The organism is Mesorhizobium sp. B2-4-6 (genome assembly GCF_006442775.1).
GTDB lineage: Bacteria > Pseudomonadota > Alphaproteobacteria > Rhizobiales > Rhizobiaceae > Mesorhizobium.
Map to the genome: position 1 here is coordinate 44,724 of NZ_VFVI01000003.1, position 22,191 is coordinate 66,914.

Annotated in this window: 23 protein-coding genes; 15 read left to right on the top strand and 8 right to left on the bottom strand. The window is 63.1% G+C overall.

Annotated elements, in window-relative coordinates; genetic code table 11:
* Nucleotides 1-34 precede the first annotated feature (34 nt).
* A complete protein-coding gene (locus tag FJ957_RS10140; RefSeq protein WP_140830959.1) occupies nucleotides 35-1,069 on the bottom strand; it encodes a LacI family DNA-binding transcriptional regulator in 1,035 nt (344 codons plus the stop codon).
* Nucleotides 1,070-1,264: 195 nt separating this feature from the next.
* Here FJ957_RS10140 and FJ957_RS10145 point away from each other — a divergent pair, with 195 nt between their 5' ends.
* The 10 genes from FJ957_RS10145 (at nucleotide 1,265) to FJ957_RS10190 (ending at nucleotide 10,426) form a co-directional block, all read left to right on the top strand.
* Nucleotides 1,265-2,311 carry a sterol desaturase family protein gene (locus FJ957_RS10145; protein WP_140830960.1) on the top strand — a complete coding sequence of 349 codons (1,047 nt, stop codon included), beginning with the start codon at nucleotides 1,265-1,267 and terminating at the stop codon, nucleotides 2,309-2,311.
* Between the two features lie 94 nt (nucleotides 2,312-2,405).
* Nucleotides 2,406-3,371, top strand: a complete 966-nt coding sequence (locus FJ957_RS10150) for a sugar ABC transporter substrate-binding protein (protein WP_140830962.1) — start codon at nucleotides 2,406-2,408, stop codon at nucleotides 3,369-3,371.
* Nucleotides 3,372-3,471: 100 nt separating this feature from the next.
* Nucleotides 3,472-4,524 carry an ABC transporter permease gene (locus FJ957_RS10155; RefSeq protein ID WP_140830964.1) on the top strand — a complete coding sequence of 351 codons (1,053 nt, stop codon included), beginning with the start codon at nucleotides 3,472-3,474 and terminating at the stop codon, nucleotides 4,522-4,524.
* Nucleotides 4,524-5,543 (top strand): ABC transporter permease, encoded by a 1,020-nt coding sequence (locus tag FJ957_RS10160; RefSeq protein ID WP_140831863.1) that lies wholly within the window; start codon nucleotides 4,524-4,526, stop codon nucleotides 5,541-5,543. Before FJ957_RS10155 ends, FJ957_RS10160 begins: the two co-directional genes overlap by 1 nt.
* 76 nt (nucleotides 5,544-5,619) lie before the next feature.
* Entirely contained in the window at nucleotides 5,620-6,453 is an 834-nt protein-coding gene (locus tag FJ957_RS10165) for an ATP-binding cassette domain-containing protein (RefSeq protein WP_140830966.1), read from the top strand.
* A gap of 89 nt (nucleotides 6,454-6,542) precedes the next feature.
* Nucleotides 6,543-7,547 carry a Gfo/Idh/MocA family oxidoreductase gene (locus FJ957_RS10170; RefSeq protein WP_140830968.1) on the top strand — a complete coding sequence of 335 codons (1,005 nt, stop codon included), beginning with the start codon at nucleotides 6,543-6,545 and terminating at the stop codon, nucleotides 7,545-7,547.
* On the top strand, nucleotides 7,544-8,503 hold the full coding sequence (locus FJ957_RS10175; protein WP_140830969.1) for a sugar phosphate isomerase/epimerase: 960 nt from the start codon (nucleotides 7,544-7,546) through the stop codon (nucleotides 8,501-8,503). The genes FJ957_RS10170 and FJ957_RS10175 overlap by 4 nt, the downstream gene beginning before the upstream one ends.
* A gap of 10 nt (nucleotides 8,504-8,513) precedes the next feature.
* Nucleotides 8,514-8,822, top strand: a complete 309-nt coding sequence (locus FJ957_RS10180; protein ID WP_140785275.1) for a MocE family 2Fe-2S type ferredoxin — start codon at nucleotides 8,514-8,516, stop codon at nucleotides 8,820-8,822.
* A 1-nt stretch (nucleotide 8,823) separates the two neighbouring features.
* On the top strand, nucleotides 8,824-9,606 hold the full coding sequence (locus FJ957_RS10185; RefSeq protein ID WP_140830971.1) for a TIM barrel protein: 783 nt from the start codon (nucleotides 8,824-8,826) through the stop codon (nucleotides 9,604-9,606).
* Between the two features lie 7 nt (nucleotides 9,607-9,613).
* Nucleotides 9,614-10,426: a 3-methyl-2-oxobutanoate hydroxymethyltransferase gene (locus FJ957_RS10190; RefSeq protein ID WP_140830972.1), complete on the top strand. Its 813-nt coding sequence runs from the start codon at nucleotides 9,614-9,616 to the stop codon at nucleotides 10,424-10,426.
* A gap of 61 nt (nucleotides 10,427-10,487) precedes the next feature.
* On the opposite strand, the gene FJ957_RS10195 is transcribed toward FJ957_RS10190, so the two are convergent.
* The 3 genes from FJ957_RS10195 to FJ957_RS10205 form a co-directional block, all read right to left on the bottom strand.
* Complete coding sequence (locus FJ957_RS10195) at nucleotides 10,488-11,327, bottom strand: 3-keto-5-aminohexanoate cleavage protein (RefSeq protein ID WP_140830974.1); 840 nt, start codon at nucleotides 11,325-11,327, stop codon at nucleotides 10,488-10,490.
* Nucleotides 11,328-11,458: 131 nt separating this feature from the next.
* Nucleotides 11,459-12,109: a LysE family translocator gene (locus FJ957_RS10200; RefSeq protein ID WP_140830975.1), complete on the bottom strand. Its 651-nt coding sequence runs from the start codon at nucleotides 12,107-12,109 to the stop codon at nucleotides 11,459-11,461.
* 79 nt (nucleotides 12,110-12,188) lie between these two features.
* Entirely contained in the window at nucleotides 12,189-12,812 is a 624-nt protein-coding gene (locus tag FJ957_RS10205; RefSeq protein WP_140830977.1) for an FMN-binding negative transcriptional regulator, read from the bottom strand.
* Between the two features lie 76 nt (nucleotides 12,813-12,888).
* On the opposite strand from FJ957_RS10205, the gene FJ957_RS10210 reads away from it, so the two are divergent.
* Nucleotides 12,889-14,316 (top strand): PLP-dependent aminotransferase family protein, encoded by a 1,428-nt coding sequence (locus FJ957_RS10210; RefSeq protein WP_140830979.1) that lies wholly within the window; start codon nucleotides 12,889-12,891, stop codon nucleotides 14,314-14,316.
* A gap of 13 nt (nucleotides 14,317-14,329) precedes the next feature.
* Here FJ957_RS10210 and FJ957_RS10215 read toward each other — a convergent pair whose 3' ends face one another.
* Entirely contained in the window at nucleotides 14,330-15,151 is an 822-nt protein-coding gene (locus FJ957_RS10215) for a L,D-transpeptidase (protein ID WP_140830982.1), read from the bottom strand.
* 172 nt (nucleotides 15,152-15,323) lie between these two features.
* Nucleotides 15,324-15,989, bottom strand: coding sequence for a haloacid dehalogenase type II (locus FJ957_RS10220; RefSeq protein ID WP_140830985.1), 666 nt, complete (start codon nucleotides 15,987-15,989; stop codon nucleotides 15,324-15,326).
* Nucleotides 15,990-16,302: 313 nt separating this feature from the next.
* On the opposite strand from FJ957_RS10220, the gene FJ957_RS10225 reads away from it, so the two are divergent.
* From FJ957_RS10225 to FJ957_RS10240, 4 genes are all read left to right on the top strand, one after another.
* On the top strand, nucleotides 16,303-17,181 hold the full coding sequence (locus FJ957_RS10225; protein WP_140830987.1) for a branched-chain amino acid aminotransferase: 879 nt from the start codon (nucleotides 16,303-16,305) through the stop codon (nucleotides 17,179-17,181).
* A 209-nt stretch (nucleotides 17,182-17,390) separates the two neighbouring features.
* Nucleotides 17,391-17,993: a superoxide dismutase gene (locus tag FJ957_RS10230; protein ID WP_140830989.1), complete on the top strand. Its 603-nt coding sequence runs from the start codon at nucleotides 17,391-17,393 to the stop codon at nucleotides 17,991-17,993.
* Nucleotides 17,994-18,153: 160 nt separating this feature from the next.
* Nucleotides 18,154-18,591 (top strand): cytochrome c, encoded by a 438-nt coding sequence (locus tag FJ957_RS10235; protein ID WP_140830991.1) that lies wholly within the window; start codon nucleotides 18,154-18,156, stop codon nucleotides 18,589-18,591.
* A 7-nt stretch (nucleotides 18,592-18,598) separates the two neighbouring features.
* Nucleotides 18,599-19,546: a cytochrome c gene (locus tag FJ957_RS10240; RefSeq protein WP_140830993.1), complete on the top strand. Its 948-nt coding sequence runs from the start codon at nucleotides 18,599-18,601 to the stop codon at nucleotides 19,544-19,546.
* 26 nt (nucleotides 19,547-19,572) lie between these two features.
* On the opposite strand, the gene FJ957_RS10245 is transcribed toward FJ957_RS10240, so the two are convergent.
* Both FJ957_RS10245 and FJ957_RS10250 read right to left on the bottom strand, forming a co-directional pair.
* Nucleotides 19,573-19,962 (bottom strand): SET domain-containing protein-lysine N-methyltransferase, encoded by a 390-nt coding sequence (locus tag FJ957_RS10245; RefSeq protein ID WP_140830995.1) that lies wholly within the window; start codon nucleotides 19,960-19,962, stop codon nucleotides 19,573-19,575.
* Between the two features lie 96 nt (nucleotides 19,963-20,058).
* Nucleotides 20,059-22,170, bottom strand: a complete 2,112-nt coding sequence (locus FJ957_RS10250; RefSeq protein WP_140830997.1) for a S9 family peptidase — start codon at nucleotides 22,168-22,170, stop codon at nucleotides 20,059-20,061.
* Between the last annotated feature and the right edge of the window lie 21 nt (nucleotides 22,171-22,191).

A 22,191-nucleotide genomic window follows, 5' to 3' on the forward strand; every position in this document is an offset into this window, starting at 1 on the left:
TGCCGCGTGAAGCGGAAGGCAGCGGCCCGCTGCCTCAGATATTCTCCGGTGTGACTATTTCGAAAGGTATCGACCGCTGAAGAGTGGCTAACGGCGCCTGCGGTCCAATGACATCGATCATCGTCTGCACGAGAAGGGCGGAGGTGGCCTCAAGTGGATGACACAGAGCTGCCGTGATCAACCCTTCCGACAATCCCTTGCGGGTTTCGGGCCCAATGTCGCGGCATACCACCTTGATCCCCGATCGCCTCTCGGAAGACACTTCCCTCAAGGCGCGAAGCACGCCTGTGATGCCGCCGCCAACAATTAGAATCCCCACCAGATCGTCCGTCGTCTTCAGCAACTCGGCCACCATGCGGTAGGCCTCGCTCGATTCCTCGTGAGTGGGGCGGCTCTCCTCCACTGTGAGCCGAGGCGCGTGCTCGCGCAGATAGGAGCGGAAGCTGGCATCCGAGACATCCTGGCATTGGTAGCGATGATTGCCGATGAAGACAGCAATGCGACCCGGACCTTGCGTGGTCTGGGTAATCAGGAAGGCTGCGGTGCGCCCCAGCTTCCAGTTGTCTGTGCCCACATAGGCCGCTCTCTCCGGCGCGGACTGATCCGTGATGTAGGAGACGACCGGCTTACCCATCTCCTTCAGCGAACGGATGGCCTGGCCAATGATCGGGTGATCCGCCGCGACCACCGCCACGGCGTCGCACGCATCGCCAAGCGCGATGAGTCGGCTCGATATCGTCTCCGGCGTCAAAATATCCACGAAGTCGACGACAGGGTCGATGATCTCGTCCCGCCGTTCGCGGCAGGCGGTGACGATCTTCTTCCCGAACAGTTGATAAAGGTCGCGGGTCGACTGCTGGAGCAGGAAACCCAGCCGGTAATGCGGCGAGATTTTTCGCGCCCGGTCATCGATCGCGCCGATGCCGTAAAAGCCAATTTCTTCCGCGGCGCTTTGCACGCGCTGGACGGTTTTCGGCCGCACGGCAACGGTGCCGCCCAGAATTCTGTTCACCGTCGCCACCGACACGCCTGCCGCGGTAGCAAGATCGTGGATTGTCGGCCGCTTCATGAACGCCCCATCCTTCCTTCTCTGTATCATCATGATTGAAACCAAATGATACAAATGCAATTTTGATATTATTTCTGCCTTCTCCGAATATCAACCCTCCGATATGAATTGCGCCGAGTTAGGGATCGGTCAGCCGAACTGAGGGCAAGGTCTGAACCCGCAAACACCGGATCGATCCGAGGAGGCGCTGTCGCGATGGATGACCTTCAGTATGGAACACGCGACAAACGCGGCAATTGGGCGCCGCACCGCCGCGCTGAGCCGGCGCCGATCTGGCACCGCCCGTTCAATGCAAAGAAAGTCGTGGCCTGGATTCCGGAGTTCTTCTGGCCGTGGAATACGTTCCACCTCGCCACGTCGCTCATTTGGGTCAACCTGCTGATCCCGAGCTGGCAGAGCCTCGCGAGCCTCTCGCTGCTCAACTTCCTTTGGCTGTACGGCCTCAACGCCGCTGGTATTTTTCTTTTCTACGGCTTCTTCGAGCTGCGCTACTACGTCCAGCGCAAGCAGCAGAACCGCTTCAAGTACAATCCGAAATTTCCGTCGGACGCACCGTCCGATGTGTTCTGGTTCCAAAGCCAGAATATCGACAATTTCACCCGCTCGTTTTTCGTCACCATACCGCTGTGGACGGTGGTCGAGATCGTGATGCTGTGGGTCTATGCGAACAGCTGGGCGGTCTGGCTGCCATGGACGACGAACTGGCTATACCTGTCGTTCCTGGTGCTTATCGCGCCTGCCGTGCATGAGGTCTATTTCTTCTTCCTGCACCGGGCGATCCATTGGCCGCCGCTCTACAAATGGGTGCATTCGGTCCACCACAATTCGATCAATCCGAGCCCGTGGTCGTCGCTGTCGATGCATCCGGTCGAGGGCTTCCTCTATCATGCCGAAGCCTGGCTGCACCTGTTGATCCCGTCCAACCCGGTCTGCGCCTATTTCACGCTCCATGGAGCGGGTTTCGGCGCCGTCAACGGCCATCTCGGTTTCGAGACCTTCGAGATCACCGACAAGGTCAATCTCGATAGCCACTCTTACGTGCACTTCCTGCACCACAAGTACTTCGAGGTGAACTACGGCGGCGACGGGCTGGTGCCACTCGATAAGCTGTTCGGCACCTGGCACGACGGCAGCAAGGAAGCCGACGAGGTCATGAAGGCCCGCTTCCGCAAAAAGAAGGAAAAGGTGCGGAGCCGGCAGGAAGGCCGCGGCGATCCGGCATCCGGAATGCCCGCGGAATAACGAACCAAGCGCCGTTTCGGCTGGGTCCGTGAGGAGCGTACCCGGGACAGGAAGACTTTTGTCGAACCCTACGGGGTAATCTGGGAGGAATACCATGAAGCTTTTCAAGACACTGGTGTCGACAGCGGTGCTGATCGGGTTCAGCGCCGGCGCGACGCTCGCCGCCAACATCTTCGTCGTCGGCGGCAAGCCCGACGATCCGTTCTGGTCGATCGTCAAGCGCGGTGCCGAAGACGCCGGCAAGGTCGTCGAGGCTCAGGGCGGCAAGGTGACTTGGCTCGGGCCGCAGAACTATGACAATCTGGGTGTCGACGCCGCCGAATTGATCCGCCAGGCGATCGACCAGAAGGCCGACGCTATCGTCGGACCGGACTGGGTGCCAGAAGCGATGGATCCTGCATTCAAGGCGGTGCGAGACGCCGGCATTCCGCTGCTTATCTACAATGCCGGCGGGTTGAAAGCGGCCGACCGTCTCGGCGCCATGAACTATGTCGGCTCCGATGACTACAAGGGCGGCGTTGCGGCCGGCGAGTACCTTACCAAGACCGGCAACAAGAAGGGCGTCTGCATCAACACGCTGCCAGGCGCCGCCAACATCGAGGCGTTTTGCGGTGGCTTCAAGGAGGGTATGAAGAACGGCGGCGGCGAAGCCGACGTGCTGCCATTGCCCGCCACATCCTTCGGCTCGGCAACCGCCGTTGCCCAGGCGGTGAAGGCCTATCTGTTGCAGCACCAGGACGTGAACGCTGTCTTTACAATCGGCAACGTCGACGCCAACTCGGCCATGAACGGGATCACCCAGGCCGGCAAGGTCGGAAAGGTGCACCTGTGCGGCATGAACTTTGACGAGACCATCCTCAACAACATCAAGGGTGGCCAGCAGGACTGCGCCATCGACCAGCAGGGTTACCTGCAGGGATATCTCGCCGTGGCGATCCTCAATGGTCACGTCAATTACGGCCTGTCGGTGCCCACCCGCGAGATCCTTACGGGACCAGGCATCATCGACAAGACGAACGTCGACGCCACCATCGCTGGCGTGAAAGCAGGGACACGATAATCCTCCCGCCTGGGCCGCCCGCGTTTTGCGGCGGGCGGCCCTTTTTCCCTGTCTCCGCGGCGGCGCATTACGGCCAGCCGCGTGCTCGCGGATTACCCTAATGGCACATCCCGTCGCTTCCACATCAACGCCTGCGCTCGAACGCTCGCAGTCCGGACTGGCCCTCGGCCGGTTGGCGCGTCGACCGGAGTCGGGCTCGTTCCTTGGCATGGTCGCAGTCCTGCTTTTCTTCGGCGTATTCGGCGGCAGCAGTTTCATGTCGGCAGCCGGTGCGGCAAGCTGGCTGAACATCGCTTCCGAGATCGGGATCATCGCGCTGCCGATAGGGTTGCTGATGATCGCCGGGGAACTGGACATCTCGGTCGGCGCGGTGATCCCCGCGGCGTCGCTCACCGCAGCCATCGTCTCGGGTCACTATGGGCTGCCCGATTGGCTTGGCATAACGGCAGCGCTTGGCCTCGGCCTCGCCGTCGGCCTCGTCAACGGCCTGTTCGTGACGAGGACAACCATCCCGTCGCTTATCATCACCATCGGCACCATGTTCGGCACGATGGGGCTGACGCTGGGCCTCACCGTCAAGATCGCCGGCAGCACCGGCGTCTCGCTCGTGCCGGACCCGCTTACCAAGCAAATCCTGGGTGACTATCTCGGCGGCATGTTCCAGGTCACGATCCTGTGGTGGGTCGTGTTCGTCATTGGCCTGTTCTGGCTGTTGCACGTCTCGCCGATGGGCAACTGGATCTACGCGCTCGGCGGAGACAAGGAAAGCGCACGCAATGTCGGCATCCCAACCAAGCGCCTGACCATCGGGCTGTTCATGCTGTCCGGCTTCAGCGCCGCTTTCGTCGGGGTCAGCGAGGTGATGGTCTACCAAAGCGCGCAGGTTCTGGCCGGCCAGTCCTTTATCTTCAATTCCATCATGTGCGTGGTCATCGGCGGCGTCTTGCTCACGGGCGGTTTCGGCTCGATCGTCGGCATCGTGTTCGGCACGCTCACCTTCTCGATCGTGAACCAGGGCATCTATTTCACCAGTCTCGATCCCAATGTCGGCAGCGTCATCATCGGCGCGCTTCTGTTGATAGCGGTGTTGACCAACGACACGTTCCGGCAGTTGGCGCTCAGCTATTCGTCGAAGAAGGGAGGACAGTCATGATGGACGCAATCAAATCATCACTGCGCCGCCCCGAAGCCGGATCGGTCCTCAGCCTCATTGGCGTGGTGCTGTTCTTCGTTCTGTTCGGCGGCGCTAATTTGAGCACGCTGGTTGGCGCGGCGAGTTGGGTCAATTTCGCGGCCAATCTCGGCATCGTCGCCATTCCCGTCGGCCTGCTGATGATCGCGGGCGAACTCGACATTTCCATCGGCGCCTTGATCCCCGCCGGTTCGATGACCACGGCCATCCTGACCGGCTACTACGGACTGCCGATAACCGTAGGGATCGCCGGCGCGCTGGCGGTCGGCGTGGCGGTTGGCCTGATCAACGGCCTGCTGACGATACGAACCTCCGTGCCCTCGCTGATCATTACCCTGGCCACGCTGGTCGCCATGCAAGGGGTGGTGCTCGGCGGGTCGGTGCTTCTGACCGGCAATGCCAGCGTTGCCGTGACCGCGCCGGACTGGGCCAAGTTCCTGTTCGGCCAGCTGATCGGCGGCAGTCACCAGGTGATCATCGTCTGGTGGATCGCCTTCGCTGCGATCATAGGCTTCGTTGTGCACAAGACCCGCTACGGCAACTGGCTGTTTGCAATGGGCGGCGACAAGGTCAGCGCCCGCAACGCCGGCATTCCGACGAACCGGATGACCATTGCGCTGTTTGTGTTGTCCGCGGTCAGCGCCACATTCGTCGGCATCTGCCAGGCGATCCTGTTCAACTCCGCTCAGGTCTCCGGCGGCATGAGCTTCATCTTCAATGCGATCGTGTCCGTGGTGGTGGGCGGTGTGCTGCTGACCGGCGGTTTCGGGTCGGTCGTTGGTATCTTCGTGGGAACCGTCACCTTCGCCATCGTCAGCCAGGGCATCTACTTCACCCAGATCGACCGAAACTGGTCGAACTTGATTATCGGCGTGATGCTCCTGCTGGCCGTGCTGATGAACCAGTCATTCCGCGACCTGGCGCTGTACTTCAGGCCGCGGCGCAAGCGAACCGCGCCGCGGGAGCCAGCCAACCCATGAGATGAGTTTGAGATCACTTCCCGCTTCGGTGAAGGCCACCCTGGCGCAGTCGAATTGCAGATGAAGAGATGACGCCATGAACGACAAACCTGCCATTCTCGAATTGAGGAACGTCAACAAGTCCTTTGGACCGATCGACGTGCTGCACGATATCTCGCTAAGGGTGCGCGCCGGCGAAGTGCTTTGCCTGCTCGGCGACAACGGCGCCGGCAAGTCTACCCTCATCAAGACCCTGGCCGGGGTCCACAAGCCAACCAGCGGCCAGATATTGATGGATGATCAGCCCGTTATATTCACCGGCCCAAGCGATGCGCAGGGGCGCGGAATTGCCACCGTGCATCAGTTCGGCGGCACGTTTCCGCTGATGAGCATCGGGCGGTCTTTCTTCGTCGGCGTCGAGCCGACCAAGGGTTGGGGGCCGTTCAGGATCTACGACCGCAAGCGCGCCAACGAGATCGCGGTGAAAGCGGTCCGGGATTTCGGCATCACCCGCATCGACGACGGCGACCGGCTGGTGGGAGGCCTGTCGGGCGGCGAGCGCCAGTCGCTCGCGATTGCCCGCGCCGTGCATTTCGGAGCGCGCGTGCTGATCCTGGATGAGCCGACCGCGGCACTCGGCGTCAAGCAGGCCTCGCATGTGCTGCGCATCGTCAACGAGGCCAAGAAGCGCGGCCTGGCGGTGGTCTTCATCACCCACCAGGTCATGCACGCCATGACCGTTGGCGACCATTTCGCGGTGCTGATCCGCGGCGCCATCGCCGCCGATTTCCGCAAGGGCGAAAAGTCACGCGAGGAGATTACGGATCTGATGGCAGGCGGCGAGACCATGGCCGACCTCGAAGCCCAGGTCGAAGGCTACATGGAAACCCATGCGGGCCATCCGCCGTCCCTGATCCCAGCCGCTCACTAGACTTTCCTTGGGAGGTTATCCAGTCCGGCGCGGCTTCATCTCACCGCTCACCGCGATCCCATAAACCCGAAAGCGAAAACAGGACAGAAATGACAATTCGCATTGCAGTGGTCGGCGCCGGCCTCATGGGCGCGGATCATGCCAGGATAGTCGCCGAGGAACTGCCAGGCGCAACCCTCCAATTGGTTTGCGACATGGATGAGCAGCGCGCTCGTTTCGTCGCCGATGCATGCGGCGCCAACGACATTGCCACCGACCCCGAGGGCGCCATCACGCGGCAGGACGTTGACGCCGTTATCATCGCCAGCCCCGATTTCACGCACGCGCCGCTGTCGATGGCCTGCATCGGCGCCGGCAAGCGGGTTCTATGCGAAAAGCCCCTGTCACAAGCCCCGGCTGACTGCATTGCGGTGATGGCAGCCGAACAGAAAGCCGGGGCGAAATTCGTCCAGCTCGGCTTCATGCGCCGGTACGACCGCTCCTACCAGGAGTTGAAGCGGGCGCTGGAAGACGGCCGTCTCGGCCGGGCGTTGATGATGCACAATTTCCACCGCAACGTCGAAACGCCGGCCGCCGATTTCACCGGCGCGATGGCCATCACCAATTCCGCCCCGCACGAATTCGACGTCGTGCGTTATGTGCTGGGGACTGAATATGCCGCCATTTCCGCATTCCAGCCGAGACGCTCGGACGCGCGTGTTGCGCCTGTTGTCATGGTGCTGGAAACCATGGATGGCCAGCTGGTCAACATCGAGATCAACAACAACGCCGCCTACGGCTATGACGTGCGTGCCGAGCTGATCGGCGAACGGGGCGCCCTGGCGACCAACAATGTTGCCTATATCCGCACTGAGTCCGCGCTTACCCAAAGCACCAGCTACGACGCCGATTGGCGGACCCGGTACTACGATGCCTATCGCCGCCAGAACCGCGACTTCCTGCGCTTCGTCGTGACCGGCGATTTCCCGGCGACCGCCTCGGATTGCTGGGACGGATACTGCGCGGCCGTCGTTGCCGAGGCCGGCGTGAGGGCGCTCAAGGAAGGCCGCCGCACAGAAGTCCAGATGATTGCAAAGCCGGAGTTCTACGCGTGAAGCTCGGTTTCGTTTCAGACGGTCTCGGCAACCTGCCGTTCGAGGCGGTGCTCAATCATGCCCAGCGCATGGGCGTATCCGGTATCGAGGTGAACACGTGCGGCTGGTCGACCGCCCCCCATTTCCGTCTCGCATCGATGCTGGGCAACAGGGAAACACAGAGACGCTTTATGGGAGCGTTCGAGGAACGCGGGCTGGAGATCATCAGCCTGAATGCGAATGGCAATCCGTTGCATCCGACCGACCGGGCCCAGGGCGAGGCTTTGAAAGATACGATCCGCGTCGCCGGCGAGATGGGCATCCGCACGGTCTGCACCATGAGCGGTCTGCCGGCTGGTAGTGCCGGCGACAGCATGCCGAACTGGGTTGTCTCCTCCTGGCCGCCGGAAACGCAGACCATCCTCAAATATCAATGGGAAGAAAAGCTGATCCCGTTCTGGACCGAGATCGCTGCGCTGGCGAAGCAAAACGGCGTCGAGCGCATCGCGCTGGAACTGCATGGCAATCAATGCGTCTACAACGTGCCCTCGCTGTTGAAACTGCGACAAGCGGTCGGGCCGGTCGTGGGCGCCAATCTCGACCCCTCGCACCTGTTCTGGATGGGCGCCGATCCGCTCGCGGCCGCCGAAGCGCTGGGCGAGGCCATCTATCACGTGCATGCCAAGGATACGATGCTGAACCGGCCCGTTCAGGCAACGACCTCGCTGCTCGAGAATGGCAGCCTGATGGACATCCCGGCCCGCTCCTGGAGCTACATCACGCTCGGCTTCGGTCATGGCGAGGAGTGGTGGCGGCAGTTCTGCTATCGGCTGAAGATGGCCGGCTATGATGGCTGGCTCTCCATCGAGCACGAGGACGTGCTTCTGAATTCGCTGGAGGGGCTCGAAAAGTCGGTTGCCCTGCTCCAGGGCGTGATGCCGTCGGCTCCCGCAGACTTCAAACCGCAAGATATCTGAGGAGACGTATATGCCCTGGGTCGATGCTTGTGCCGCTGACGAAATCGAAGCCGAGGAAGCCAAGCGTTTCGAGAATGGCGGCCGCACCTTCGCGATCTTCCGTAACGATGCGGACGAATATTACTGTACGGACGGATTATGCACACACGAGGCGATCCACCTTGCCGACGGTCTTGTCATGGGCAATACGGTGGAGTGTCCCAAGCACGCGTCCGTTTTCGACTTCACCACTGGCGAAGTCGAAACGCCGCCGGCCTGCGAGAACCTCAGGACATACAAGACCAAGGTCGAGAACGGCCGCGTGCACATCGAGATCTGACATGTCCGACACCTTTATCCTCGCCGCCTGCGCCGAAATGCTGTGGCGCGACAGGCCGATGGAATTCCGCGTCAGGCGGTTGACCGAACTGGGCTTCCAAATCGGGCTGTGGAACTGGCCGGAGCATGATCTCGCCATGCTCGAAAAATCCGGCGCCACCTTCTCGATCATGAACGGCTATCTGCGCGGCCGGCTCGCCGACGATGAAGGCGCGGAAGAACTCTTGACGACAGCTAAGGAGACGGCCGCCGTCGGCAAGCGCCTTGGCGTGGCGCGTCTCAACCTGCATGGCACCGGACTGGGCGAGGGCGGTCTGCCGGTCAGGCCGTGCGAGACGGTCACTGGCGCGATGTGGCTCAAGGCGCGCGATACACTCAACCGCGTCGCCGATCTTGCCGAAGCGGAAGGCGTTACCTTCGCGCTGGAAAACCTCAACCTGCCGGTCGATCATCCCGGCGTGCCCTTCGCGCGCGCCGAGGACACGCTGGCGCTGGTGTCCGCCGTCAACCGGCCGGGCCTGCGCCTCAACCTCGACCTCTATCACGCGCAGATCGGCGAGGGGAATTTGATCGAGCTCTGCCGCGCCTGCCTGCCATGGATCGGCGAGGTCCAGGTGGCGGACGTGCCGGGGCGCATGGAGCCCGGCACCGGCGAGATCAACTATCGCGGCATCGCCCGCGCGCTGAAGGATATGGGCTATCGTGGGCCGGTCGGCATGGAAGCGTTCGCTTCCGGCGATCCCGAAGCGGCGCTCGAGGCTTTCCGCAACGCTTTCACCATCTGAGGGGAAAATGGTCACCAAGAACAACCGTCCCACCGTTGCCGACATCCGCGCCATGAAGGCGCGCGGACAAAAGATTTCGATGCTCTATGTCACCTCGCTCGAAGAGGCGGCGGCGGCGAACGCGGCCGGCGTCGACATGCTGTCGATCGAGGGTCGCTTCTTCTCGCCGGAGATGCGCGATGCGGCCGGCCGCTGCTTCGTCCAAGTTGGGTTGCCTTACGGCCCCGCCGGCGATCTGGTCTCGGCGGAAGACTATCTGAAGGCCGCCTATCACTTCACGCGCATGGGCGGCGACTGCTTCTACTGCGCCGCCTCGCTCGATATCCAGAAAACGCTCTGCGACAACGCCGTGCCGATCATCGCCCATGTCGGCCTCATCCCCTCGCAATGCACCTGGACCGGCGGCTTCAAGGCCGTCGGCAGGACGGCCGAGAGTGCGCGCTGGGTGTGGGACCACGTGAAACGCCTCGAAGCCATCGGCTGCTTCGGCGCCGAATTGGAAGTGGTGCCGGACCGCATCGCCGAACTGATCACCAGGAACACGCCGATGATCATGCTCGGCATGGGCGCCGGCCCCCATGCCGACGCGCAATATCTTTTCAGTGAGGACCTGCTTGGCCACACCGCCGGGCACAAGCCGCGCCACGCCAAGACCTATCGCAACTTCGCCGCCGAATTCGAGCGGCTGCAGCGCGAGCGCATCGCCGCCTATCGCGAGTTCATCGCCGATGTGCGCACCGGCGCCTATCCCGAGCCGCAGCACGTCGTGCCGATCGCCGACGGGGAGCTTGCCGCTTTCAAGGCCGCAGTGGATCTCTAGCGTTGAAGTGCGATCAGCCGATCTCGATGCCCATTTTGGCGATCAACCGCTCGCGCGCCCTTCAGGCGGCGTCCCACTGGCCTCTAAGCGTGTCCGCATTGGCGAGTGTGAGCCCGCAGGCTTCGACTGATCGCTTGGTGGCCGCGACGAGATCCTGACTTCCCGAAGCCGGTGTTCCATCGGGCAGGAAAAGATTGTTCTCGAACCCGACCCGCGCGTTCCCGCCAAGCAGCGCGGCTGCCGTCACGCACGCCGCCTCCTGGTTGCCGAAGGCGCAGACCATCCAATGGCTTGCAGCGGCAGTGCCCGGGGCCAAGAAAGGCAGCAGGTCGGCCGGGCGGGACGTCTGTCCAACCGCGTAGCGACCGAGCACATAGAGAACCGGCACATTGTCGAAGGGGATCAGGCCGCGGCCCGCGAGCATCGCGAGATAGGTTGCCTCCTCGGGAGTGTAGAGGATGATCTGCGGTGTGATCTTCTCCCTGCGCAGCGTTTCAAGGAATGCGGCGAAACCCGCTTCGTAAGTTTGGTCGGGCAACAACTCGCGCAGGGCCAGTGAAACCGCCTCGGGCCGCGCTTCCAGCACCACCCGCATCTGCTGTTCGGGCCGATAGATGCCCAGTGCCTCGCTGGTGATCTGGACGACGAGCCGTTCGTCGACACTGGCCCTGATCGCCGCGGTTACGGTCCGGTAGGCTTCGGCGTCGAGCAGGTGATGTCCGTCGCGGTCGCGGACATGGACATGGATCATGGCGGCGCCCGAGTCGAGCGAAGCCGCGGCCACATGCGCCAACTCATCCGGTGTGATCGGCAAGGCGGGATGATCGGCCTTCGTGCGCCGGCCGCCATTTGGCGCCACGGCGATCGCGACTGGATCGGGGCGGCTGGCAACCGGTCGCATGGAATTCCTTTCGGCCCGAATGGCTGGTTCATCTGTCGCATAAGCATGCGTTGTGCAACACATGCGACGTCGTGGCCATCGACGCGATCGTCGAGGCCTCGTCGACCCGTCCGCTGAACGTCGCCGGGCAATCAAAGGGCGGGGCGCTTGGCTATGGCCAGGCCCATGCCGAGCGCGATCATAGCGCCGCCGGAGGCCTTCCGCAGCCGGCGTATTGTGCTGGCGCGCCCGGCCGCGCCTTGCCGGATGCGGCTCGCCGCAAAAGCGACCACGACATCGGCCACTGTGTTGAGCGTCACCGATATGAAGCCAAGGACCATGAATTGCAGGGCGACGTGGCCGGCGCCCAGGTTCACGAATTGCGGAATGAAGGCCAGGAAGAAGGCGGCCGTCTTTGGGTTCAAGGCCTCGACCAGCACGCCTTCGCGAAACGCTCGGCCAGTGCCGACGGCAGGCGATAGCGTCTCGCCTTCCAGCATCGTCTTTGCCTCGCTGCGCGCGGACTGGAAGGTGCGGAAGCCCAGCCAGACGAGGTAGAGGGCGCCGATCAGCTTCAGCGCCGTGAACAGCTCCGCGCTGGCGAGCACGATAGCTGAAACACCCAGGCTGCCGGCAAGCACGTGGACCATGCCGCCGAGGCCCGTCCCGAAACTCGAGGCAATGCCTTCCGCGCGTCCTCCTGCCAGCGTGCGTGCGGCGACATAGAAGATGCCCGGCCCCGGTGTAATGGCAAGCAGGAATGCCGCGGCGAAGTACAAGGCGAACTGGGTCAAATCCGGCATGATGGACTCTCTTGAAAGTGCAGGGCCGGGTTCACTCCGGCCAGTCTTCAGACCGGCCAGTCTTCACACCGGCCAGTCTTCACGCCGGAATGAGCGGAGCGACCTCGTGGTCGGACGGACGATCACTCGATGACAGGCCGGACACGACGCCGGCGCGATCGGCGGCGTTACGGTTCTGGCTCATCTTGCGCTTGCCTTCGAGCTTCGTAATCGGCATGCGCAGGCCGACAATGCCCTTCAGCTGCGACTGGATGAAATCCGCCGGTGCGTCCGACACGGCCCAGGGTGCTGCGCGCTCGCCTTCATGCAGGTTGGTCAGGCGGGTCACCACCTCGAGCAGCCTGTCGGCATCCTCGAAGAACTCGATCGGCCCATGGGCGTGGACGGCGACATAGTTCCAGGTCGGCACCACCTTCCCGGTCTCCTGCTTGGTCTGATACCAGGCCGGCGTCACATAGGCGTCCGGGCCCATGAACATTGCCAGGCCGTCGCCCAGCGGCGGCATGCGCCATTGCGGGTTTGCCTTTGCGACATGGCCGTAGATCACGCCGTGCTCGCCCTCGTTCTCGTCGAGGAAAAGCGGCAGAGGCGTCGCCAGCGGGCCATCGGCCGTGGCGGTGACCAGGATTGCCAGCCGCGCGGCGCGGATCGTGGCGGTGAGGCTCTCATGATCGTCGTCGCGAAAGGCGGGCGGTGTGTACATGGCAAAACTCCTTGCGTTCCAGGAAAAGATGCCGGATGTCTGGCTTGCTTGGAACATCCAGTTCTGAAGGTTTTTGGTGGTCCAGTTGGAGCAGGACGGCGTCGCGCGGCGGATCATCGCGGCGATCAAGGAGCAGATCCACAGCGGCGCCTATCGGCCAGGCGATCGCCTGCCGTCGACGCGGGCTTTTGCGACCGAGTGGGGCGCCTCGCGAACCACGGTGACGGCCGCTTACAATCAGCTCGACGCCGAAGGCTATTTGATCATCCGGCATGGTGCGCGCGCCATCGTCGCTCCGGGGTTGGGGAGGGCGTCGGGAGAGGCGCCCGTCGCAGCCGCTTCGCCACGCAACCTCTCGGCATTCGCACGACGGTTGCTGGCCTTGCCGGCGCCTACGGAAGGGCAACCAGCCAAGCTTGCGGATTTCCGCTATGGCGAGTTGTCCGGTGCGGACTTCCCGGTGCTGGCTTGGCGGCGCGCGTCGAACAAGGCGATCCTGCGGCGCGCCGCGCGGCTGCGCTATGGCGATCCTCAGGGGTCTTCCGTTCTGCGCAACGCGCTTCAGGCCTATCTCTGGCGGGCCCGCGGCATCGGTTGCACGCCGGACCAGATCGTCATCGTCAACGGCTCGCAGCAGGGATTGGACCTCTGCGCGCGGCTCATGCTCGATGCCGGTGACCCCTTTGTGATCGAGAACCCCGGCTATCTATTGGCACGCCACGCCTTCGTGGCGGCCGGAGGCGTCGCCGTGCCCGTTGCCGTCGACGCGGACGGGCTAAGGACGGATACGCTGCGGCCGGCCCGCCTCGCCTATGTGACGCCTTCGCACCAGTTTCCGCTCGGTGGCGTGCTTTCGGCGACGCGGCGGCGTTCGCTGCTGGCCTGGGCCGCTGGCGCGGGGGCCTATATTGTGGAAGACGATTATGACGGCGAATACCGTCACGACATCAGCCCGATCCCGCCTCTGCAGGCGCTCGACGCGGATAGCGTCATCTATGTCGGAACGCTGTCCAAGACGCTCTCGCCGACCTTGAGGCTCGGCTATCTCGTCGTCCCCGCCAGCCTGCGCCGGGCGTTCAGCGAGGCCAAGCGCCTGACCGACCGGCATGCTCCGATGCTGGAACAGGACGTGCTGGCCGAATTGCTGGCGAGCGGCGCCTACGAGCGCCACGTGCGCAGCATTCGCAGGAAGAACGCCGAGCGCAGGGGCATCCTGCTGCAGGCTTTGACTGAACATCTGGGGTCGCGGGTTACCGTCGCCGGGGCCGAGACTGGCCTGCATGTCGTTGTCTGGTTGAACGGCATCGATGCTGGACGCGAACCGGCGATCATCGCTGCAGCGCGCACCGCCGGTATCGGTCTCTATCCCGTGTCGCCGCTCTACGATCCGAGCGGGCCCCGGCCGGAAACGGCCGGCTTCATTCTTGGTTACGCCGGGCTCGATGCGGAAGCACTGCGGCGCGGCGTTGCGGTGCTGGCCACCATATTGGCCGAGCACCGCTGACGAAACCAACCGCTTAGAAAATCTCGTTGGTGAGCCGCTTCACCGGACCGAGCAGGATCGAGCCCGTCGGCACGCCATTGTCGATCGGGATGGCCTTGCGCTCCGGCAAGTCCTCTTCCGGCGCGCCGATATTGGCCGTCACGATAACCGGCGTCTTGGTCGGCACGCGGTCGTAGAGATCGATGATGTCCTGGTTGATCAAACGAACGCATCCCGACGACACCGACTTGCCGATCGACCACCATTCCGGCGAGCCGTGCAGGCGATAGAGCGTGTCCTGGTTGCCTTGGAAGAGATAGAGCGCACGCGCCCCGAGCGGGTTCTTCAGGCCACCCGGCATGCCGCCGTTCTTGGCGCTGTATTGCGTCAGTTCCGGCTGTCGGGCGACCATCTCGTCCGGCGGCGTCCATTTCGGCCATTTCTGCTTCCACTGCACGACGGCGTCGCCCGACCATTCGAAGCCGGCGCGACCGAGGCCGACGCCGTAGCGGATCGCCTGACCGCCCTCGCGCACCAGATAGAGGAAGTGGCCGGTGGTATCGACGACGATGGTGCCCGGGCGCTGTCCGGTCGGATCGGGGACGATCTGGCGCAAGAATTTGTGATCGATCTTGTTGACCGGGATGGCCGGCAGGTCGAAGCCATTGTCCGACATCGCGCCATACATCGTCTCGTAATCGCCGAGGGGCGGCTCGACATAGGCCGGCGGTGGCGGCTGGATGGGAGCGGGGGCCGGACCGGTGGTGGTGCACGCGGACACGGCGGCCGAAGCAGCGCCAAGGGCTGTGAAATTGAGGAAGCCACGGCGGCTGAGGCGGAAGGAAGCGTCTGACATGGTTGCCTTTTCTAGGTCTTAATTCGCAAGAAAGCATGAATCCGCGGGCACGTCGCCGACGGCATTCATAACAGTCGGCGGCGATAGGCGGTTCCAATTCTGGCCTGAGGGTGGACAGAAAAAGGCGAAGCTGTGACCGCGCCACAGCTGTTGCGCTGCAGCAACAGAGGTCTCAGGCGCCTGCCAGGAGACCTTCGAGCGAAGGCAGGATCAAGCCCGGCTGAAAGTCGCGGTATTCATCCGGCTGGTTGGTCCGGTTGATCCAAACCGTACGGAAACCGAACTTGGTCGCGCCGGCGATGTCCCAGCGGTTCGACGACTGGAACGACACCGCGCCTGGGTAGAGCCGCCAACCAGTGACCACCATGTCGTAGACCGACGGGTCGGTCTTGAAGCGTTTGACCTGGTCAACCGAAAACACGCCGTCGAGGATCTGGTCGAGCGCTGCGGACTTGACCGCCGCGTCGAGCATTTCGGGCGAGCCGTTGGATAGGATCGCAAGCTTCGCGCCCGAGGCCTTGAGCGCTTTCAGCACGGCGGGCACTTCAGGATAGCAGTCGAGCCGCCAATAGGCTTCGAGAAGTTTCGTCCGCAGCGCCGGATCGGCCGAGGGAACCTTGCGCAACGCAAAGTCGAGCGCCTGCTCGGTCAATTGCCAGAAATCGGCGTAAGCGCCCCCCATCAGCGTCCGCACCCAGGAATATTCGAGTTGCTTGGCGCGCCAGATTTCGGAGAGAAGCTGGCCGTCCGGCCCGATCTCGCCGGCATGCCGGCGCACGGCGGCGTGCACGTCGAACAACGTGCCATAGGCGTCGAAGACATAGGCCGCATGATGCATAACGAGAGTTTTGAGGCGAGGATGCGCCCCGTGCAAGCGCTGATTGCGCTTTTAATGCATGTCGCCCAAAAGTGTGTCGCGGTTTTGGGAAACCGACATGCATCAAACAAATAATGCATGTCGCCCAAAAGTGCGTCGCGGTTTGGGAAACCGACATGCATCGAACAAAAGATTTACAGGGCGTTGCCCGATCCGTTTCGGGCGACGCTCTGTAAGTATCGCTGGCCTCAACGATTTTTGGCCATGTCGGTTGACGCCAACCGTCAAAGCATCGTCCTATGGCGGTCTGAAATCACTCATTTGGACGGCGAACATGACACTGGCGGCGGCGGCGCAAACCGCGACTTGGACCTATGTGGACGGCGACTGGTACGAGGGCAACGTCGCCATTCTCGGGCCGCGCAGCCACGCCATGTGGCTGGGCACCAGCGTCTTCGACGGCGGCCGCTGGTTCGAGGGCGTGGCGCCCGACCTCGAGCTTCATTCCGCCCGCGTCAACGCCTCGGCGACGGCGCTTGGCCTGAAACCCTCCATGACCGCCGAGGAGATCGCCGGCCTGACCTGGGATGGGCTGAAGAAATTCGACGGCAAGACGGCGGTCTATATCAGGCCGATGTATTGGGCCGAGCATGGCGGCTATATGGGCGTGCCGGCCGATCCGGCCTCGACCCGCTTCTGTCTTTGCCTCTACGAATCGCCGATGATCCCGCCATCCGGCTTTTCGGTCGGCGTCTCGCCGTTCCGGCGCCCGACCATCGAGACCATGCCGACCAACGCCAAGGCCGGCTGTCTTTACCCCAACAACGGTCGCGCCATCCTGGAGGCCAAGAACCGCGGCTTCGACAACGCGCTGGTGCTCGACATGCTTGGCAATGTCGCCGAGACCGGAACCTCCAACATCTTCCTGGTCAAGGACGGCCATGTGATGACGCCGGCCCCGAACGGCACGTTCCTCTCCGGCATCACCCGCTCGCGCACCATCAACCTGCTCGGCGACTACGGTTTCAGGACCACCGAAAAGACGCTGTCGGTTCGCGATTTCCTCGAGGCCGACGAGATCTTCTCGACCGGCAACCACTCGAAAGTGGTGCCCATCACCCGCATCGAAAACCGCGACCTGCAGCCCGGACCGGTCGCCAAGAAGGCGCGCGAGCTCTATTGGGAATGGGCGCATTCGACGTCCGCCGCCTGAGCCGCCGGAGCGTTTCACCGTTTCACGCAGACGGCGAACAGCTCCGCCTCGTTGTTTTTGCGCAATTCCGGGCGGAAAACCGTTTCGCACTTTTCCCGGAATTGCTCTAAAAAGTCGCTCGGCGCTCCATTCCGGAGTTGCCCCGACCCATTCCAGACCTATCTTAGCTCGGTAATATCACCGGCTTTTTCCTCGAGGGAGTACCATCCATGGCTTTTGAGTTGCCCGCTTTGCCTTACGACTACGAGGCCCTGCAGCCTTACATGTCGAAGGAGACGCTGGAGTATCACCACGACAAGCACCACAAGGCCTATGTCGACAACGGCAACAAGCTGGCGGCCGAGGCCGGAATGGGCGACCTGTCGGTCGAAGAGGTCGTGAAGCAGTCCTTCGGCAAGAATGCCGGGCTCTTCAACAATGCGGCCCAGCATTACAACCACATCCATTTCTGGAAGTGGATGAAGAAGGGCGGCGGCGGCAACAAGCTGCCGGGCGCGCTGCAGAAGGCGGTCGACAGCGATCTCGGCGGCTACGACAAGTTCAAGGCGGATTTCATCGCCGCCGGCACCACCCAGTTCGGCTCCGGCTGGGCCTGGATTTCGGTCAAGAACGGCAAGCTGGAAATCTCCAAGACCCCGAATGGCGAGAACCCGCTGGTCCATGGCGGCTCGCCGATCCTCGGCGTCGACGTGTGGGAGCACTCCTACTACATCGACTACCGCAACGCGCGGCCGAAATATCTCGAAGCCTTCGTCGACAGCCTGATCAACTGGGACCACGTCCTGGAGCTTTATGAAAAGGCCAAAGGTTAAGCGATTTTGACGAAAAACCCCGGCATGCCGGGGTTTTTCTTTTTCGGGACAGGAGAAGCCACAAGGCAGCCAGCACAATCGTCACGGCGAAAGGGAATAATCCCGCCGCGACGCCCGTTAACCTGTAGTCGCGAACTCTCTTCATCATGGAGCCAATTGAATGAGAATGCTTGTCATCGCCATCTCTATGCTCGCCTTCGCCGGTTCGGCCGCCTGTGCCGATCCGATCAAGGATCGCCAGGCCCTGATGAAGGAGCGCGGCAAGCTCGCCGGGCAGATCTCGAAGGTCGTCAAGGGCGAGGAGCCTTTTGACGCCGCCGCGGTGCTGACGGCATTGCAGGCCCTGGAGGCCAATGCCGAGAAATTCGATGCCGACAAGCTGTTCCCGACCGGCTCCGACAAGGGCGACACCACGGCCGGGCCGAAGATCTGGGAAGACATGGCGGGCTTCAAGGCGGCTGAGGACAAGTTCCTGGCCGACGCCAAGGCCGCGGTCGCTTCCCCGCCGGCCGATGTCGACGCGCTGAAGACGCAGCTCAACACACTGGGCGGCGATTGCGGCACCTGCCACCAGACCTACCGCATCAAGAAGAGCTGATCGCTAAATGGCCTGGCTGAAGAAGCTTGCCGGGGCCGTCATCGTACTTGGCGGCGCCGCGGCAATCGTCGGCTGGGTCCTGTCGGCGCCGGCCAGGCTTGACGCTGCGGCCGTTGCCCAGCTCGGCCCCGGCGACGCCGCCAGGGGCAAGCGCATCTTCTATGCGGGGGGTTGTACCTCCTGCCACGCCAAGCCCGGCGCCCAGGGCGACGCCCGTCTCGAACTCGTCGGCGGCCTGGAACTCAAGACGCCGTTCGGCACCTTCGTTCCGCCCAACATCTCGCAGGACCAGAAGGATGGCATCGGTGCCTGGAGCGAGGAGGAATTCGCCAACGCCATGCTGAGGGGCGTCTCGCCCTCGGGTGAGCATTTCTACCCGGCCTTTCCCTATGCCTCCTACGCGCGCATGAAGCCGGCCGACATCGCCGACCTCTACGCTTTCATGAAGACGCTGCCGGCGGTTGCCGGCAAGGCGCCGGACCACAAGCTTTCCTTCCCCTTCACCATCCGCCGCGGCATTGGCCTCTGGAAGCTTCTCTATCTCAGCCCAGAGCCGGTGATAGCGCTGCCCGACGGCACACCGGACAAGGTTCTTGCCGGCCGCTACCTGGTCGAGGGACCCGGCCATTGCGGCGAATGCCACACGCCGCGCGATTTCGCCGGCGGCGTCAGGAAGGGCGAGTGGCTGGCGGGCGCCGTGGCCGCCGAAGGCTCCGGCGTCGTGCCCAACATCACCTCGGGCGAGGGCGGCATAAAGGACTGGTCCGAGGCCGACATCGCCAACTACCTCGAAACCGGCTTTACGCCCGACTTCGATTCCGTCGGCGGAGCCATGGTCGATGTGCAGCGCAACATGGCGCAACTGACGGCCGACGACCGCGCAGCGATCGCCGCCTATCTCAAGGCCATTCCGCCGCATCCCAACGGCTATCCGGCGCGCAAGCCGGCGAGTTGACCTCGCTTACGCTGGCAGCAATCCATTTACAGGTGGCGATCGCCCAGAAAATCGAAGCCGCCTTCGAAGAAGTGGTTGTAGTTGCAGGTCAGTTCTTCGCCTGGCGCGATGTCGCGTAGCGCGTAGGTCTCCTCGGGCGAGGAGACGTCGCAGTTCGGGTCGTCGTCGTGGTTCATGTAGCGCGCGTCGTCAGCCTCGAAGACGATGAAGCTCGGATCGTGCCGGTCCGGATAGGAATAGCGGTCGAGATAGGATTTCACCGGGCCGATCTGGGCCTCGTAGGTGTCGACCGGGATCCGGCGGTCGAACCTTGGGTCGAGCTTCCAGACCAGCGTGCCCTTGGCGATGTGGTTCTTGGCGAAGACGCCGATGCCCTGAATGGCGGATTTGTCGAGATACGTATCGACGAGCAGCATGAGGATCCTTGCGGGTGAATGGTCGCGGCCGGGAGAAGCCATATCGAAAAGGGCGGCATTGGGTAACGCGCGCCCTTGCCAATTGCGAGCGGAAAATCAGGCCTTGCCGGTCACTTTCAAGGCATAGGCGTAAATGTAGGCGATCTCCTCCAGCCGCGAGAAGCGACCCGATGCGCCGGCATGGCCGGACTCCATGTTGATCTTGAACAGCACCGGGTTGCCGCCCGCCTTGCGGTCGCGCAGCCGCGCCACCCATTTCGCCGGCTCCCAATAGGTGACGCGCGGATCGGTCAGGCCCGCCAGCGCCAGGATCGGTGGGTAGTCGAGCGCCGCCACGTTGTCGTAGGGCGAATAGGCCGCGATCGTAGCGTAGTCGGCGGCTGAGGCGATCGGGTTGCCCCATTCCGGCCATTCCGGCGGCGTCAGCGGCAGGCTGGCGTCGAGCATGGTGGTGAGCACGTCGACGAACGGCACTTCGGCGACGATGCCGCCGAAATCCTCCGGTGCCATGTTGGCGATCGCCCCCATCAGCATGCCGCCCGCCGAGCCGCCCTGGGCGACGATGCGGTCGTGCTTTGTATAGCGCTCGGCGACGAGATGGCGGGCGCAGGCGATGAAATCGGTGAAGGTGTTCATCTTCTTCGCCCGCTTGCCGTCATCGTACCAGCCATAGCCCTTATCCTTGCCGCCGCGCACATGCGCGATGGCATAGACGAAGCCGCGGTCGACCAGCGACAGGCAGTTGGTGTTGAAGGCGGAAGGAACGGTGATGCCGTAGGAGCCATAGCCGTAAAGCAGGCAGGGCGCCGAACCGTCCAGCGGCGTATCGCGATGGTAGAGCAGCGAGATCGGCACCAACTCGCCATCGGCGGCGGGCGCCATCAGCCGGCGCGTGACATAGTGCTCTGGATCGTGGCCGGAGGGCACTTCCTGCGTCTTCAGGAGCACGCGCTCGCGGCTGCGCATATTGTAGTCGAACACCTGCGCCGGCGTCGTCATCGACGAATAGGTGAAGCGCATCGTCTCCGTGTCGTATTCGTAGGAGCCGGAAAGGCCGAGCGAGAAAGCTTCCTCGTCGAAGGAGATGAAATGTTCCTCGCCGCTTTCGCGCTCGCGCACGACGATGCGAGGCAGGCCGTCCTTGCGTTCGAGCCTGACCATATGATGCTTGAAGCCGAGCACCGAGAGGATCAGCCGACCGGGCTCGTGCGGCACCAGTTCCTGCCAGTTGGCGCGCACCGGATTGTCGACCGGCGCGGTCATGATCTTGAAGTCCTTGGCGCCGTCGGCGTTGGTGAGGATGAAGAAGACGTCGCCGCCTTCTTCCAGGTCGTATTGCAGGCCGGTCTCGCGCACCGCCACCAACTTGGGCTCGGCCGCTGGATCATTGGCGGGCAGCAGGCGGTATTCCGAAGTCTCATGGTCGTTGATGCCGATCATGATCCAGTCATTGGCACGCGTGCCGCCGACATCCATGAAGAAGCCTGGATCGGTCTCCTCATAGATCAGCCGGTCGTTCTCCGATTTGTCGCCGAGCGCGTGGAAGAACACTTTTGATGGGCGATGATTGTCGTCGAGACGGGTGTAGAAGAAGCCGCTGTCGCTGGCATTCCACACCCCGCCGCCGCCCGTATCCGGGATCTGGTCGGCAAGTTCTTTGCCGCTCGCAAGGTCGCGCACGCGCAGCGTGAAGAACTCCGAACCCTTGTCATCGAAGGCCCACAGCAGCTTCCCGTGGTCGCCTGAATGGTCGACGCCGCCGAGCCTGAAATAGGCCTTGCCCTCGGCTTCCTTGTCGCCGTCGAGCAGGATCTCCTCGGTGCCGCCGCCGCGCGGCGTGCGGAAATAGCGCGGCTGCTCGCCGCCCAGCCGGAAGGAAGAGCCATAAGCATAGGGCCCGTCCTTCATGGGCACCGTCGAGTCATCCTCCTTGATGCGCCCCTTCATCTCGGCAAACAGCTTGCCGCGCAGATCCGCGGTGCCGGCCATCAGCGCCGCCTGATAGGCGTTCTCGGCATCGAGATGGGCGCGGATGCGGCCGTCGAGGAGGGAAGGGTCCCGGAACATGGCCTGCCAGTTGTCGGCCCGCATCCAGGCATAGTCGTCGCCGCGGGTGATGCCGTGATGCGTGTCGGACACCGGGCGTTTCTCAGGCGTCGGCGGGTTGGCGGCCGGGAAGGCGGAAGTCAAGGCGGAAGCTCTGGTCATTACGTCTCGCTGCGGAATTTG

Bases quoted from the DNA above. Each gene is read 5' to 3' on its own strand.
- FJ957_RS10140 (WP_140830959.1), bottom strand. From the start codon at position 1,069: ATGAAGCGGCCGACAATCCACGATCTTGCTACCGCGGCAGGCGTGTCG.
- FJ957_RS10145 (WP_140830960.1), top strand. From the start codon at position 1,265: ATGGATGACCTTCAGTATGGAACACGCGACAAACGCGGCAATTGGGCG.
- FJ957_RS10150 (WP_140830962.1), top strand. From the start codon at position 2,406: ATGAAGCTTTTCAAGACACTGGTGTCGACAGCGGTGCTGATCGGGTTC.
- FJ957_RS10155 (WP_140830964.1), top strand. From the start codon at position 3,472: ATGGCACATCCCGTCGCTTCCACATCAACGCCTGCGCTCGAACGCTCG.
- FJ957_RS10160 (WP_140831863.1), top strand. From the start codon at position 4,524: ATGGACGCAATCAAATCATCACTGCGCCGCCCCGAAGCCGGATCGGTC.
- FJ957_RS10165 (WP_140830966.1), top strand. From the start codon at position 5,620: ATGAACGACAAACCTGCCATTCTCGAATTGAGGAACGTCAACAAGTCC.
- FJ957_RS10170 (WP_140830968.1), top strand. From the start codon at position 6,543: ATGACAATTCGCATTGCAGTGGTCGGCGCCGGCCTCATGGGCGCGGAT.
- FJ957_RS10180 (WP_140785275.1), top strand. From the start codon at position 8,514: ATGCCCTGGGTCGATGCTTGTGCCGCTGACGAAATCGAAGCCGAGGAA.
- FJ957_RS10185 (WP_140830971.1), top strand. From the start codon at position 8,824: ATGTCCGACACCTTTATCCTCGCCGCCTGCGCCGAAATGCTGTGGCGC.
- FJ957_RS10190 (WP_140830972.1), top strand. From the start codon at position 9,614: ATGGTCACCAAGAACAACCGTCCCACCGTTGCCGACATCCGCGCCATG.
- FJ957_RS10195 (WP_140830974.1), bottom strand. From the start codon at position 11,327: ATGCGACCGGTTGCCAGCCGCCCCGATCCAGTCGCGATCGCCGTGGCG.
- FJ957_RS10200 (WP_140830975.1), bottom strand. From the start codon at position 12,109: ATGCCGGATTTGACCCAGTTCGCCTTGTACTTCGCCGCGGCATTCCTG.
- FJ957_RS10205 (WP_140830977.1), bottom strand. From the start codon at position 12,812: ATGTACACACCGCCCGCCTTTCGCGACGACGATCATGAGAGCCTCACC.
- FJ957_RS10215 (WP_140830982.1), bottom strand. From the start codon at position 15,151: ATGTCAGACGCTTCCTTCCGCCTCAGCCGCCGTGGCTTCCTCAATTTC.
- FJ957_RS10220 (WP_140830985.1), bottom strand. From the start codon at position 15,989: ATGCATCATGCGGCCTATGTCTTCGACGCCTATGGCACGTTGTTCGAC.
- FJ957_RS10225 (WP_140830987.1), top strand. From the start codon at position 16,303: ATGACACTGGCGGCGGCGGCGCAAACCGCGACTTGGACCTATGTGGAC.
- FJ957_RS10230 (WP_140830989.1), top strand. From the start codon at position 17,391: ATGGCTTTTGAGTTGCCCGCTTTGCCTTACGACTACGAGGCCCTGCAG.
- FJ957_RS10235 (WP_140830991.1), top strand. From the start codon at position 18,154: ATGAGAATGCTTGTCATCGCCATCTCTATGCTCGCCTTCGCCGGTTCG.
- FJ957_RS10240 (WP_140830993.1), top strand. From the start codon at position 18,599: ATGGCCTGGCTGAAGAAGCTTGCCGGGGCCGTCATCGTACTTGGCGGC.
- FJ957_RS10245 (WP_140830995.1), bottom strand. From the start codon at position 19,962: ATGCTGCTCGTCGATACGTATCTCGACAAATCCGCCATTCAGGGCATC.
- FJ957_RS10250 (WP_140830997.1), bottom strand. From the start codon at position 22,170: ATGACCAGAGCTTCCGCCTTGACTTCCGCCTTCCCGGCCGCCAACCCG.